Raw genomic sequence first — 13,512 nt, forward strand, 5'->3', positions numbered from 1 at the left:
TGGCGGCCGAGCGGGCCAAGGCACAAATTCGAGCGCGGGTCGAACATCCGTTCCACGTGGTGAAGAATTTGTTCCATCACAAGAAAGCACGCTACAAGGGACTGGCCAAGAACACGGCGCAGCTATACAGCCTGTTCGGTCTGGCCAATTTGGTGATCGCCAAGAGCAAACTTCTCAAGCCGCAAGCCCAAGATGCGTCCTGAAATGATTCAGGACCCGGAAAAGGGTCAGAAACCAGCCTAAAAGGGACGTCAAGCAGCAAAAACAGACTGAGCTGAGCCATATTGTGAAAAGTTGGACCGTAAGTTCTGTCGGTCGTACGCGAAGCGGCAATTGTTCAGTGGCTCCCTAGTCGAGTAGTAGAAGAAGAAAGTATCGCAGGCAAAATATCTGGACTACACGGCAAAATTAGAGATGCCGACGGAGACTTCGTTTATGCATGTTACGTCACGTCACCCTTCCTAGACGCACACGTCCGACCTGAACGAATTGGATTTGACATAGAGGAAATGAGCGATGACTTATTCTCCGAAACCGAATTAAACTTACGCGAAATTCGAAATGCGGTCATTGCTTGTTCCTGTCAGTATCTTGATGGTTATTTGCAAGAAAATCGCAAGGCAGGTAGGGAGCGGGTCGAAAGATTCGTCTCGAACCGCGCACCACGCTATCGTCCCATCTTGGGTCGCATAGACGAAGCAAAATTGAATGTTGACCCCGATATTTCAGACAAAGATCTTGACCTGCTACTGCACAAACAGCTTTCGGAAATCGAGGGCAGTCTGCTTGCTGAAGGGCACGAAGTGATGAACTTCGGCAAGAACGAATCACCCGCCCAGTATCAGTCAAGACTTGAGAAATATTTGGCGAAGGCCGACGATATTAAAAAATCAGACCTGGCTAATTATGTTTTTCACCGCAAGGTAATTCTGGATATTTTAGAAAAAGCGATTCAAAGAGGAGATGACGGCAAATATGCAAAGGAAGAACTAATTCATGAGCTTATCATGCCGATGAGGAAAACTTCCAATGAGATTCATCTAGATAGCTGCAATCTTTGGCTGGTTGATGAAAGATTAGCTTTCCACGATTTTCTGGCCTCGGACAAGCCACTGTCGGCCATACCGATTACTAACTGTGGAGAGGCCAAAGAGCCAGACATTCTTGTTTTAAACATTTTTGACGAACCCATATTGGTTGCTGAGGGCAAAAGAATGCCGCCAGCAACTCTGACCGTTGTGGAAATAAAGCGGCCGATGAGAAATGATGCTGGCCAGGGCGAGGAAAAAGACCCCATTGAGCAAGCTTTAGGATATTTACAGCGAATTCGTGACGGGAAGGCTCAGACGGCATCGGGACGGCAAATTCCCAAGTCCGAAGAAATTCCGGGTTTTTGCTATGTCATCTGTGATCTCACGCCTTCAATGGAGCACCGCTGCAAGATTCATGACTTGACCCGCACAAGCGACGGACTCGGATACTTTGGGTACAAAAAGGGGTTCAATGCTTATATTGAGGTTATATCTTTCGATGGAGTTATTAAATCGGCTAATGAGCGGAATAGGGCGTTTTTTGACAAACTGGGGTTGCCAACCAATTGATTTGCACTTGCTTCATCGCTGAGCACAAGGAGGTCCTAGACCTCCCGAGCACATTACAGAACCAGAGCTACTGCCGCTGATCGGCTTGCTTGCAGCTACAATCTACGCAAAAAACATTAACGTAGTGCAATACTAGCCGCTTTGCAGCAATATGTCTATCGCCACCAAAACAATCAAGGCTCGTCGGAAATAAATGACACCAGTTGAACGTCTCCATAACCTCCTTACGTCGCTACCTGGCAAGTCTTACGAGCGTGAGTTGGACTTTACTCGTCAAGTAGTTCCTGAGTTCGTCAGTTGCCTTGGTTACTCTGAGGCGGAAACCTTCTACGAATTTTCTGCTGACAGGTACCGTGCCGATGTTGTTCTGTCGGAGTCCGTCTCGGCCGTTCCTTGGATCGTACTTGAAATTAAACGTGGAAAGCCTTACAACGTCGGCGACTGGGCGTATCAGGTCACAAGATATCTTGAGGCGCTTCGCTGTCATACCGGGTTGGTGTTGGCGCCAAATTTATTAATCCTTGTGCACCAAGGCGACGTCAAACGGTACGTGCTTAGAGAACTATCGCATCGACAAACAGAAGATTTATTCAAAATAATCTCTCGCCATTCACAGAGCGTCACGCCAGTAAATAAAAATTTTGAAACGAGCGCATTCGTCAAATTAATCGAAGCGGTTGAGTGCGCAGAGAATAATGATGAAAAGGGGGAGTCCCTTGAAAGACTAGCTCAGGCCCTTATTAGCAGCGCACCGCCTCTTGCATGCAAGTATGTCAATCTTCAGACGCGTAGTAGTGAAATAGACATCGTCGTTGAATATAACAACTCAAAAGATCGAGTGCCCTTGCTTGATGAGTTGGGACGTTTTTTCCTTGTAGAGTGCAAAAACTGGAGCAAGCCGGTCGGAGTAGCACCAGTGCGTGATTTCATGGGAAAGCTTGACAAATGCAAGGTCCGGATTGGCGTGCTTTTCTCGAAAAACGGAGTAACTGGTGTTGACTCAGGCGTTGATGCGCTACGAGAGATACAGAGCAGATTCGATCGAGATGGTGTATATGTCTTGGTATTTTCGCTCGAAGACGTGCGTCATCTTGCTAATGGCGCTGACTTCCTACGCGCCTTGGACAAAAAGGCAGACAACCTTCGCTTTGATATGGAAGGTGGTTAACCAGGCGAATCTGCATAACTCGCCAAGTCTTGGCAGGTATTGATTTTTCGCGCCCACACCGAAAGTGTACACTTGTCGAATTCGCCCTACTGATATTTTTTGAAAGTTTTAGGACGTGCCAGCTGAGTACTGACGTCTTCTTTCATGGTCGGCTAGAGACTATTATCAACGCGCACCGCCCGCGAGCCTTACCGGCTACGCGCATGCCGCGGAAAGACATGGGAGCTGCCTGTCAAGCATCGGTGCAACCCGCCCAACAGAACTCGGCATATACCCGTTAGTCTTGCCCTTAGATGGATTAATTTAACCATGGAGAATGCATGAAGATTAGTGATGCTCTTGCACACCTTCGAAGCACATCTGACCAAACCCACAAGTTTTGGGCCTATTACCAAGCATTCTCTGCGGCAGCAGTTGGATTTTCATGGGCATCCAAAGCCCCACCTAATTCACTAATTTATGGTCTATTTTTTGGTTACGCCGTATTTGCAGCGTTGAATTTCAGGTTAATAATTTCTTCGCAGCGATCCGCGCTAATTATTTGGAATGCAATCAATGACTACAGCAAAAGTCCATCCAAGGAGGAAGAGATTCCATACCAGTTTATGCCTCTCTTGAGGCTGAACAAGCCTGACAAGCCATTAATAATAGGCGCAATACATGGCATAGTCAGCATTTCTATACTTCTAGCAATAATGGCCAGAACTTGGTTTCCAGAAATTTCGGTGCAGTACGTGTGTCCCCTTCCGCCGTATAGGTGCTACAGCGCTTTCAGCGTCATGGCGCCTTGACGGCTGCGCGGCGGCGGTGCCGCCGCGCCTACACCAGCCAGTGCCGCAACCACTGCGGCTCTATGGCCGTCAACAACGGCCGTTAGGCACTCGCTTTTCGGCGCTGTACTTTTCCATCGTGTACATCCGCTTTGGGCACAAAGTGAATCTTCGGTACGCCCGGACTCCACCACCGTCGTCCCTTCTTATCTGCGTGACGTTGCTGTTCTCGCCACTTGCACGATTGAGTCGCTTTCAATCTGACGGCGGCTAGTTCTGGCCAGGCGTGTCCGTCGACGCAGCGGCCGCCGCCACCAGGAGACCCAGTGCCCGCTGCGTCATGTCCCGGGGCACGAAGAGGTGGTCATGGTGGAAAGCCGACACGGCGTTGCACGGGATGCCCGCGTCAGCCAGTACCACGGAAACCGCCGCGAGGAAGCTTACGGCGTCCAGCGACGAATGAATCGTGAGCGTGATCAGGCCTGATTCGAATTGGTAGGGCACGCCGGCGCGCTGTGCTTCATCCAGCGTCACGATGGCGCTGAGCCCTTCGACTTCACGAAAGGTGGCGATGGGCGCGAGGCCCGTAGGCAAGTCGTCGTCTGCAAAGCTGCAGAACACGAAGGTGCCGGGCTGCTGCTGCGGCGTCATGTGCCGCAGCAGCGTTCTCAAGTCGCGCTCGCCGGCCATGCCGTACTCGCCTCAATTCCAGGGCTGATCGGATGCCGGCCAGCCATCCGCGTCGGTTTCGGCCGCAGGCGCCGGCGCGTGGTGGTCGGCCGGCCGAGCCGGCACGTCGAGTTTGCGCGAAGGCTGCTCTGCGCCGGCCACCGCGTCGCGCTTGCGCTTGACTTGGTACGCCGAGAGCACCCGACTGGCCACCAGGTCCAGCGAGGGCCGTGGCTGGCCTTCGCGGTCAGTCCAGACCTTGGGCGTCAAGGTTCCCGCCAGCGACACCGCGTCGCCGTCCGACAGCGCCAGCAGCGCCGCCTGGGCAATGGCATCGAAGGCCAGGACGTTCACAAACAGCGCCTCGCCGCCGCTGGTGGCGGCACGAACCTTGGCCGTCACAAAAGGCTTGCCACTGTTGTTGCCCACGCGCTGCTCGGGCCGGCCATACACCTTGCCGGAAATGAGTGCTTCGATCATTGGTGCGCCTTCCAGATCGTTACTGCAGCCACAAGGTAGCGCAATTCACAGCGTTGGAGTTGTCACGACCGCCCTATTTCGGGATGTCACGCCGGTGAAATGAATGCATGCGCCACGCCTGCTAAACGGCATGACGTGCGCTCGACCGTGGGACGCCGCCGTGGCAAGAAATTGACCTTCATTTGCTGTACAGGCCGCGGATGATGGGTTTGGACGGTGCGGGCCGGATCTCCGATTCGTTTCCTGCGTGTTCAGTTCTGGTAGGCGCCAACGTCATGGACCGGCTTGTTCAGGTCGTTGCGGTTGCGGTCCAACAGGGTTGTACGCGGCGGCATCGGCCACACCGTGACCCGCACATAGGACGAGAAGCCGACTTGTGGCAGCAGTGCCGGAATGCCAGTCGTACGGTGGCCGCTCGGCATTCCAGCGCCAGCTGCAGTTGTCGCAGCCCACGACCGAAGCAACCCGGCCAGCCGCCCATTTCGCATTCTTCTGCCCGGCACGTTGGCTGCTGAAGTTTCTGCCCGTGATCACCACGTTGCTTTTCACGCTGCTGCACCTGCTCGTCTTCCTGGCCGGAGTCGCGGCCATGGAAGCCATGACTTGGGCAATGCACCGCTGGGTGATGCATGGCCCGCTGTGGTGCTGGCACCGTTCGCACCATCAACCAGGCAGGAGCAACCGCGCCTGGCACAACGACCTGTTCGCATTGGCTTACGTGGTTGTGGCCATGGCGCTGTTCTGGCTCGGACTCGATGTGCAGTGGCGAGCGCTGTGGTGGCTGGCGTTGGGCGTCATTGCCTATGGGCTGCTCTACGTGCTGGTGCACGAGGGCCTGCTGCATCAGCGCATCCTCTTCCCGCTGAAGGCCCGGCGCGGCTACCTGTCGCGTCTTGTGGACGCGCACCTGCAGCACCACCGCGCCCGCGAGCGCGACGGCGCAGTGGCTTTCGGCTTCCTGTGGCCGCCCGGACCCGGGCAGCCGCAGGCGCCGCGGCGTGATCGGCGCCGGCATGCACCGGACTCCGACGTACCGGAGGGCCGTGCCAAGTCGTCTTCCTGGAAGGCACGGCACTAACAACCGGAGCACTTTTCGCCGCTGCGGCGCCAAGACAATGGTTCGCCCGTCCATGTGACACACGCCGAGGGCTCGATGAGTTACGACTACAGCACCAGATCGTTCGCACCGAGTCGATGACGCTGCGCGTGTGGAGGGCCCGCATCGAGTCGGTGGTGTTCGGCAAGGACAGCGCACGGCAGATCACGGCGATGTTTTCCACCGACGTCGAGGCGCAGGCGCTGGCGGATCACCTGATCCAGTTCGGCCAGTCGCGTGCGAGCCTCGTGGCGCCGGGCAGCCCCGAGGACCTTGGCCGGATCCAAGCGCTGGCCACGGCCGAGCGCGCGCTGCAGGGCGCCATCGGCTCGCCTGCCCAAGACCGCATTGCCGCCGACATGGCCGCGGCGTTGGGCAGCACGGACCCGGCCCAGCCGGGCCCCGCGGCACCACAGGCCAAGCCCAAGTTCTGCCCTGCTTGCGGACACAGGAACCCGGCCAACGCCCGCTTCTGCATGGACTGCGGCATGAAGTTCGAAGGCTGAGCCCAGCTCGGGCCAGAGCGGCGGGAGGGGATACTGCCTTCAGGCGACAACCCAGGATGCCCCATGTGCGCCAATTACGAGACGCCGACACCCAGACACCTGCGTCTGCATCTGCAGACGCTGGAACCCACCTTCTCTTACCTCGACGAGGCGTATCCCGGCTCGAAGGCGCTCTTCGTCACGGCGGGCGAGAACGAGGGTGCGGACTTCTCGCCCTGGCCGGGCGTCTTCGGCCTGCTGCCGCCTTGGGCCAAGGACGACAAGCTCGCGCGCCACACCTACAACGCGCGCAGCGAGACGGTGGCCGAGAAGCCGAGCTTCCGCCAGGCATGGAAAGGCCGGCGCTTCTGCCTGATCCCGGTCCAGGCCATCTTCGAGCCCAACTACGAGTCCGGCCATGCGGTGCGCTGGCGCATCGCCCGCCAGGACGGGCTGCCGTTCTTCCTGGCCGGCATCTGAGAGGAAACGCAGCGCCAGGATCAGCCGCGGTGGTGCTGCTCCATGCTCACTATCAACGCCGATGAACACCCGCTGATGCGGCGCTTTCACAAGCTCGGCGACGAGAAGCGCTCGGTGGTCATCGTGCCGCCCGAGCGCTGGCAGAACTGGCTCTACGCCGACGAGCGGCAGGCCCGGGCACTGCTGCAGCCGTTTGACCCCAAGCAGTTCACCGCAGAGGCGGCGCCGCAGCCGGCGCGCAAGGCCGCCAAGGATCAAGTGGTAAAGGACGACTCGGCCACATGAAGGACGGCACGGTAACGGGGGGAACTGGCAATGTTGGAATGCTGACCGCTTGCTACGAACCTCTCATTTCTTTGAGGCAATCGCCCGAAGAACATCCATCGCGTGCTCGCGCTGGCTGCACGGCACGAACAAATGATCATGATGGAAAGCTGACACAACGTTGCAAGGTATATTTTGCCCTGCCAGCTCATTACTGATAACGGCGATAAATCCAACGGCATTCAAGGCGGAATGCACAGTGAGCGTAATCATCGCACACTCGTATTGATACTCCAAGCCCATTGCGCTGGCCGCCCCACTCTCCAATATTACGGTCACCCCCTCTGACTCCTTGAAAGTACAGAACGGCTCAATCGGCAGCGGAAATTTCTCATGAGGGACGCAACAGTACACAAACGTGCCTGGATGCAGCGTCGGCGCCATTGTCTCGCAAAGCACAGCCAGATTCATTTCTCCAGGCATTTTTGTTCCGAAGTTTGTTGACCAAGCAGCACAAAGCTAGAGATTGTCTTTGGTAGCGCCGCACGAACGTATCAGCTGCATCACACGTTTAGCAAAGCTAACCCGACCTGAACTTTGCTAAACGGACAAGTAAGTGGCGTCCCATGATGGCAACAATCGGCTCTTCTCCACAGACACAGAAAGTGCAAGTGACTCCCCCAATAAGATCGGCAGCGCAAGCGGCGTTGAAGGCGAAGCCACCTGCACTGCATGGAAGATGCATAAAGCATCGGCCGCAAGGCCGGTATTCAGTTACGCGAGAAATTAATTTAGCATTTTATTCGTGCTGATGTTTTGTACAGTAACACTGCCATGCAGTGCCGCAAAGCGACTTACAGTCTCTACCCGACGCCCAAGCAAGAAGCGGCGCTGCTGGGGCTGTTGCGCTCGCACCAGCAGCTCTACAACGCCGCGCTGGAAGAGCGCATCGACTGCTGGCGCAAGACCGGCAAGAGCCTGAGCTACGCGGCGCAGTGCCGTTCGCTCACGGTGCTGCGTCGGGAATGCCCTGAGTGGGCCGAAGCCGCGAACTGCTCCAGTCAGCAGATGACCTTGCGCCGGCTAGACAAGGCGTTCGCCGCGTTTTTCCGCCGCGTCAAGTCGGGGCAGGCGCCGGGGTTCCCGCGCTTCAAGTCGCTGGCGCGCTTCCCCGGCTTCAGTTTCAAGGCGCATGGCGACGGTTGGCGATTCACGCCCGGCATCGACTGGCGACATGGCACGCTTAAGCTGTCCGGTATCGGACAGCTGCGCGCACGCGGACAGGCTCGCCAGGGGGGTGAAGTTCGCGCTAGCGACGTGCTACACCGCGACGGCAGGTGGTACTTATCCCTCACGCTGGACATCGGCATGCCGCAGCGCGAACGCACGGGCGACGCGGCCATGGCTTTCGATTGGGGCGTCGAGACCTTCCTCACTGGCGTGGACCATGCGGGCGAAGTGATCCACATGGACAACCCGCGTTGGTGGCAGTCCGAGAAGGACTACATCACCGGACTGCAGCAGGTTGTCTCGCGCAAGCGCAACAAGCGGTCCAACCGCCGCCGCAAGGCCGTGCAGCGGTTGGCTGCTGCACACGGAAAAACTGCTCGGCGCCGTCTGGATTGGGCGCACAAGGAAACAGCCAAGCTGGCCAGCCTCTTTGCGCTGGTAGCAACTGAAGAGCTGCACATCGCCAACATGACGCGAAGCGCCGCCGGGACCGTTGACGAGCCCGGCAAGAACGTCGCTCAGAAGGCAGGCTTGAACCGCGAAATTCTGGACACTGCCCCTGCGCTTTTCACTTCCCTGTTTCGCCAGAAAGTGCTGGAAACTGCCGGCGAATGGGTGGAGGCGCCGACGCGGCAGCTCAAACCGAGCCAGCGTTGCCCAGCGTGCTGGGCGCTGGCGAAGAAAAGTCTGTCAGACCGGACGCACGAATGCAGTCGCTGCGGCCATACCGAACCCCGTGATATGGCTGCAGCACGTGTCGTGCTGAATTGGGCGTTAGGACTGCATACCGGTCAGGAACTGGCCGAAACGGGAATCAATGCCCGTGAAACTCTATCCTCTGCACCACATAGGCTAGGGTAGTTCATTTCGAGCACCATTTGCAGTTTGGCACTCAAAATCTTACCGCCAAGCATTTTCGTAGTATTATTGGATTCAGGTTCCGCAATAATAATATCAAACATCAGCGCACTGACTGCAGCAACTTGAGCTTGGCATTCGCGTGCTTACTGGCGAGCTACACGCTTGTTCCGGCCCAGACATCGCCAGTGGTGGCAGCCGATTTCTCAATGTCTTCTATGGTCTACGGCGCGAATTGGTTCGAAGAAGTCGTTAGTCACAGCGATTTTTATCCCTCATCGTCGGAACGACGACTTCGAGACCCTTGGTCGCAAGTTGCTGGTTACGCGGGAGTGTCCGTCGAATCTCCACATGATTGGGACACCAAGGCAGGTGTCAGCGTCTTGGCCGCCTCAGCAACCACCAGTGCCGTAATTACCTGCGACAGGGGCGGTTCTACTGTCCAGTGGTGCCAATGCAACGACACGCACACAGGGTGGCGCGGCGCCAGATCAACCAACTCCGTGGCGTAACGCCCCTGGACCTGCACCGTTGGCACCAAGCCGTATCCGACGCCTGATGCGATGCCATCTAGCAGGGTGCCGGGTGCCGGCAAATAGTGCTTGGTGTAGTTCTCGACTTTCATGCCAAAAACGTTCTGCAGGAACTCGTCATGGAGCGAGTCCTTTCTGTTGAAGAGCACTGCTGGCGCACGCAGTGCCGCCTGGAGCGTGAACCCCTTCGCAAAATGCTCATCGGCAAAGGAACGCGTGGCAAAGCACCGATATTCCATTGCACCTAACGGTTCCGCGATGAATCCGGTTGCCGGTCTGGCTTCAGTAGATATGCACCCGATCACCTCGCCGCGGGCGAGGCGTCGCAATGTGTGGTCCTGATCGTCAGTAATAACCTCCAGCGCAATCCGATGCTGCCTCATCAGCGGCCAGAGCACCGTTGGTATCCAAGTTGCCAGCGAGTCCGCGTTGACGGCGATGGCCAGCGGAACAGGTGCAAGCTGTGGTTCCGGCTTGATTTTCGCCAGCGTGTCACTTTCCAGTAAGCGCAACGCTTGGACGTGACGCCAAAGCACTTCACCCTGAGCTGTCGGGACCACAGGCTTTTCTCGCACCAGAAGCACTGACGATAGTGCCTCTTCCAATGCCTTGATGCGTTGGGAAACTGCGCCCCGTGTGATGCTCAGAGCAGTAGCAGCCTTTTCGAAGCTTTGTTGCTCCACTACTGCAGCGAACGTCGTCAATTGATCTCGGTCCAGCATCATCGGTCTCCATTTAGCAGCGCTTAACCGCGTTCATAATTCGTAAATCACGGTCAATGCAACAGCCAACTCACTAGCATCTGCTTGACGGGCACAAGTTGCCTTCTATTGGAGTTGCTGCCATGTCGACGAAGGACCGCACCATTGCAACAGTATTTTTGACAGTTCCAATTGAGATCAGCAGCCAGCGCGCCCGCCCTGAACTGATACATCGCAGCCTTCTAGCAAAAATCTCAACGAGTCACCGCTAACTCGGTCGAAACGATGCCCATGATGAGCGACTGCTACGAGGCTATCGACCCGAACACTGGAGAGCCGATGGGCTTCGAGCCCTACGTTCCCAAGCACCATCTGATGCAGCGTCTCGCCGACAATCTCACTTGGGAAACCCCAGACGGGCTGTTTTACCGTAGCAGCGACGGCACTCTGGGATACGTTCCCCATGCCTCACCGCCGCTGCAAGCGTCCGACGAACGCCGCGCTATGGCGCAAACGTACTGAAGAAGGCCCAGCGTGCATCCCGACGTTGAGTGCCAGCGAGAATGCAAATACTGGCGCAGGTTGATGATTGAGAAACCGTCACGGCTCAACGTGTGGTCCATGTGACGGTGGTGAAACGCATGTCGAGCCAGTCGGCCCATTTCACCGCGCGGCGGATCAAGTCGGCCCGGTACACGGCGTTGAACTGTGGCGTGCGTGAGTGGTAGTTGGCCACCCGCGACCACAGGTCGCCCCGGTCGTACTTGATGTGCCGGCGCAACCGCCACGCGGCCAGGCTGTAGGGGTAGCAGCCGCGCGCTGCCACGTCCTCGGGCGTGATGCCGTAGCGGCCCAGCTCGCGCAGGTAGGCCGTGTTGAACTGCATGGCGCCGACGTCATGGGAGCCGTTCGAGTTGCGCACCCACTGGCCGGGCTGGCCGCCCTCCCTCTCGGCTACGGCCAGCACGATGTTGGCCGGGATCTGGTACCTGGTTGCCGCTGCGATGGAGCACACGACGCGCTCCTGGACCTGAGGCGGCAACGCAGCAACGACAAGCAGCATCAGCGCCACCACCAGCTGTTGGCGGAGCGCGCCGCATCCTCGGCCGCCACGCGCGCGGTGTACTCGGCCAGCACCCGCTCATAGTCCGCGGGATCGGCCCACAGCCCGCCGCGCTCGGGCAGCCCCACGTACTTCGGCAGGAGCTGGTCTGTGGGATAGGCCGTGTTCGGGTGCGTGTAGATCGCCGTGCAGTTCACCGGCATAAGGTTGCTGACGAAGGTGGCTTCCAGGCCGGTGTAGGGGTCCTGGCCTACGTAACCCAGCGTCATGTTGAGGGTGGCCGCATCGCACCAGCCGGCGCCCGCTGCCAGGGCTGACACCAGCGTGCGCATTCCCTCGTCTCTCTGCGCGGACGGGCACAGGTTGAGGAAGTCGCCCCGCGCCTTGATCGTGTCGCGCAGCTTGCGCTTGTTGATGCTGAAGTAGCGCTTCAGCGATGGCTGGCACGCCGACTCGCTGCGGCCCTGGGAGGCTGACAGGCAGAGGATCGCCTCGCAGGCCAGCTTCGTGTCGCCCGTGAACAGGTCCTGGGCCTGGGCCGCACCGCACAGGCATATCGCAGCCAGCGCCGCGGTCAGTACGCGCTTCATGCGTTGTCCCTTGGGTTGTCGTCGAACTGGTCTTCACCGTCAAACGTGCCTGGGTCACGGGCGGCGAAGGCTGCAATTTCATCCTCCGGGGTGCCGGGCTTGCCGCCACCCGACAGGACATCGTCCTCGAAGTCCGGAGCGGCGCCATCGGCCGTCGCTGGCTGCGCCTGCGACTTCAGGGCCGCGGCGAGTCTGCCGCCAGGCGTTTCGGCCACGCGCAGGTTCCAGGCCTCCTTGGCTTCGTCCAGCTTGGACTTCGCCATCTGGCCGGCGCCTTGCGCAAGATGATTTCCTGTGGCCGACATACGGTCCATGAACGACGGCGCCCCGCCATCGAATCCGGCGGCGTGCGCAAATGGCGTGCTGCCCGTGCTTGCGCCACCGGCGCTCGGCGCACCGGCCTCGGCGCCACCAGCACTACCACTCCCGCCTCCCATATCCCCGCCGCCGCTCCAGATGCCTCCTGGCGAGCCTCCAGCACCTCCCTCGCCACTACCTCCTTCGCCACCGTCGCCAGCCGCCTTGAAGGCCGCCATGAGGGCCTGCGCGCCACCTGCTGCTTGGGCTGTGCCAGCGGCAGCCAGTGCCAGCCCCATGCCACTGGCGGCCATCGCCATGCTGGCCGCGCCGACCAGGGCGCCACCGCCCATGTTGCCAATGCCAGCGGCGCCCCCGTGGCTGCCGGTCGCCGGTCCGGCAAGCAGGGCCGGCAGCCTGTTGGACAGCACGAACAGGATCACGGCCACGAAGAGCATGACGCCCAGTTCCTTGAGCGTCTGACCGGCGCTCATGCGGGCGTAGTAGTCGTCGATGAAAGACTTGCCGATGCCGATGACCAGCACCATGGCGAAGAGCTGCATGCCCACGCCCAGGACCATCTTGTAGTAGTGAATCGCCATGTCCGAGGTCCACCGCCCACCACCAAAGCCCAGGTAGAAGATGCCGCCATAGGCCAGGACCCATGCCGATGCAAGCAGCAGCAGCATGTTGATGGCGATCAGCCCGAGGACGATGAGGACACCCAGCGCCGCGATGATGCCGACCGATGAGTCCACAGGCTTCATGGCTGAGGAGTTGTCCACGGCCTTGTAGAAGATGGCGAAGCCAATGTCCACGATGCCCGAAGGCGCCAGGGCGCCGCTGCCCAGGCCTGCGGCTTCTCCCGCGACGCGGCGCAGTCCGGTGATGATCGCCGTGGAGAAGACGGGTGCGTTGATCAGCAGCCACCAGAAGAAGCCGGTGGTCAGCAGGAAGCGGATCAATTCGGCAAAGAACTCGCCAAAGTCAGCCCGGCGCAGCGCCATGAAGGCGAAGGTGACGGTCAGCGATATGAACGCCAGCGTCCAGAAGACCCAGCTTGCGTACTTGATGATGACGCCGCCCCAGCCGGCTGCGCCGGTCCTGAAGCGCTCCAGCAGGTCGTCCGAAATACCCGAGCTGTTGAGCCCCTGCGCTTGTGCCGACAGGGCCAGTGCCAGCAGCAGCAGCCCGAGGGCCAGGCGCCACGAGTTGGTGAGCTTCATG

At 58.7% G+C, this 13,512-nt stretch carries 17 protein-coding genes; 10 read left to right on the forward strand and 7 right to left on the reverse strand.

Annotation, left to right across the window (positions count from 1 at the left end; all coding sequences use genetic code 11):
* The 4 genes from H537_RS0138875 to H537_RS54160 form a co-directional block, all read left to right on the forward strand.
* A partial coding sequence (locus H537_RS0138875) for a transposase (protein WP_029002148.1) occupies positions 1-203 on the forward strand: 203 nt, incomplete at its 5' end.
* A 306-nt stretch (positions 204-509) separates the two neighbouring features.
* On the forward strand, positions 510-1,601 hold the full coding sequence (locus tag H537_RS52030) for a hypothetical protein (protein WP_238446963.1): 1,092 nt from the start codon (positions 510-512) through the stop codon (positions 1,599-1,601).
* A 259-nt stretch (positions 1,602-1,860) separates the two neighbouring features.
* Complete coding sequence (locus H537_RS54155) at positions 1,861-2,769, forward strand: restriction endonuclease (RefSeq protein WP_169517192.1); 909 nt, start codon at positions 1,861-1,863, stop codon at positions 2,767-2,769.
* A gap of 320 nt (positions 2,770-3,089) precedes the next feature.
* Positions 3,090-3,560, forward strand: coding sequence for a hypothetical protein (locus tag H537_RS54160; RefSeq protein WP_156902251.1), 471 nt, complete (start codon positions 3,090-3,092; stop codon positions 3,558-3,560).
* A 249-nt stretch (positions 3,561-3,809) separates the two neighbouring features.
* On the opposite strand, the gene H537_RS0138880 is transcribed toward H537_RS54160, so the two are convergent.
* A complete protein-coding gene (locus tag H537_RS0138880) occupies positions 3,810-4,229 on the reverse strand; it encodes an ACT domain-containing protein (RefSeq protein WP_029002149.1) in 420 nt (139 codons plus the stop codon).
* Between the two features lie 12 nt (positions 4,230-4,241).
* Entirely contained in the window at positions 4,242-4,688 is a 447-nt protein-coding gene (locus H537_RS48320) for a single-stranded DNA-binding protein (protein WP_064736132.1), read from the reverse strand.
* Between the two features lie 526 nt (positions 4,689-5,214).
* Here H537_RS48320 and H537_RS48325 point away from each other — a divergent pair.
* The 4 genes from H537_RS48325 (at position 5,215) to H537_RS54170 (ending at position 7,034) form a co-directional block, all read left to right on the forward strand.
* Positions 5,215-5,766, forward strand: coding sequence for a sterol desaturase family protein (locus tag H537_RS48325; RefSeq protein ID WP_156902252.1), 552 nt, complete (start codon positions 5,215-5,217; stop codon positions 5,764-5,766).
* A gap of 116 nt (positions 5,767-5,882) precedes the next feature.
* Positions 5,883-6,290: a zinc ribbon domain-containing protein gene (locus tag H537_RS0138895; protein ID WP_029002150.1), complete on the forward strand. Its 408-nt coding sequence runs from the start codon at positions 5,883-5,885 to the stop codon at positions 6,288-6,290.
* A 63-nt stretch (positions 6,291-6,353) separates the two neighbouring features.
* Positions 6,354-6,749, forward strand: coding sequence for an SOS response-associated peptidase family protein (locus H537_RS54165; RefSeq protein ID WP_051244660.1), 396 nt, complete (start codon positions 6,354-6,356; stop codon positions 6,747-6,749).
* Positions 6,750-6,791: 42 nt separating this feature from the next.
* Positions 6,792-7,034: an SOS response-associated peptidase family protein gene (locus H537_RS54170; protein WP_051244661.1), complete on the forward strand. Its 243-nt coding sequence runs from the start codon at positions 6,792-6,794 to the stop codon at positions 7,032-7,034.
* A 63-nt stretch (positions 7,035-7,097) separates the two neighbouring features.
* Here the strand turns inward: H537_RS54170 and H537_RS52035 are convergent, their stop codons facing one another.
* Positions 7,098-7,484 carry an ACT domain-containing protein gene (locus H537_RS52035; RefSeq protein WP_238446964.1) on the reverse strand — a complete coding sequence of 129 codons (387 nt, stop codon included), beginning with the start codon at positions 7,482-7,484 and terminating at the stop codon, positions 7,098-7,100.
* Positions 7,485-7,847: 363 nt separating this feature from the next.
* Between H537_RS52035 and H537_RS48335 the strand changes: the two genes are divergently transcribed.
* Positions 7,848-9,104: an RNA-guided endonuclease InsQ/TnpB family protein gene (locus tag H537_RS48335; RefSeq protein WP_043462215.1), complete on the forward strand. Its 1,257-nt coding sequence runs from the start codon at positions 7,848-7,850 to the stop codon at positions 9,102-9,104.
* A 319-nt stretch (positions 9,105-9,423) separates the two neighbouring features.
* Here the strand turns inward: H537_RS48335 and argP are convergent, their stop codons facing one another.
* Positions 9,424-10,356 (reverse strand): HTH-type transcriptional regulator ArgP, encoded by a 933-nt coding sequence (gene argP / locus H537_RS0138910; protein ID WP_051244686.1) that lies wholly within the window; start codon positions 10,354-10,356, stop codon positions 9,424-9,426.
* A gap of 273 nt (positions 10,357-10,629) precedes the next feature.
* On the opposite strand from argP, the gene H537_RS0138915 reads away from it, so the two are divergent.
* Positions 10,630-10,857 carry a hypothetical protein gene (locus H537_RS0138915; RefSeq protein ID WP_156902253.1) on the forward strand — a complete coding sequence of 76 codons (228 nt, stop codon included), beginning with the start codon at positions 10,630-10,632 and terminating at the stop codon, positions 10,855-10,857.
* Between the two features lie 85 nt (positions 10,858-10,942).
* Here H537_RS0138915 and H537_RS48340 read toward each other — a convergent pair whose 3' ends face one another.
* From H537_RS48340 to trbL, 3 genes are read right to left on the reverse strand one after another with little or no spacing between them, the layout of a single operon-like run.
* Complete coding sequence (locus H537_RS48340; protein ID WP_043462241.1) at positions 10,943-11,398, reverse strand: transglycosylase SLT domain-containing protein; 456 nt, start codon at positions 11,396-11,398, stop codon at positions 10,943-10,945.
* Positions 11,398-11,988, reverse strand: a complete 591-nt coding sequence (locus H537_RS0138925) for a TrbM/KikA/MpfK family conjugal transfer protein (RefSeq protein ID WP_029002153.1) — start codon at positions 11,986-11,988, stop codon at positions 11,398-11,400. The genes H537_RS48340 and H537_RS0138925 overlap by 1 nt, the downstream gene beginning before the upstream one ends.
* Positions 11,985-13,511, reverse strand: coding sequence for a P-type conjugative transfer protein TrbL (trbL, locus tag H537_RS48345; protein WP_051244663.1), 1,527 nt, complete (start codon positions 13,509-13,511; stop codon positions 11,985-11,987). The genes H537_RS0138925 and trbL overlap by 4 nt, the downstream gene beginning before the upstream one ends.
* Position 13,512 lies beyond the last annotated feature (1 nt).

The sequence above is a fragment of the Azohydromonas australica DSM 1124 genome (genome assembly GCF_000430725.1).
Classification (GTDB): domain Bacteria; phylum Pseudomonadota; class Gammaproteobacteria; order Burkholderiales; family Burkholderiaceae_C; genus Azohydromonas; species Azohydromonas australica.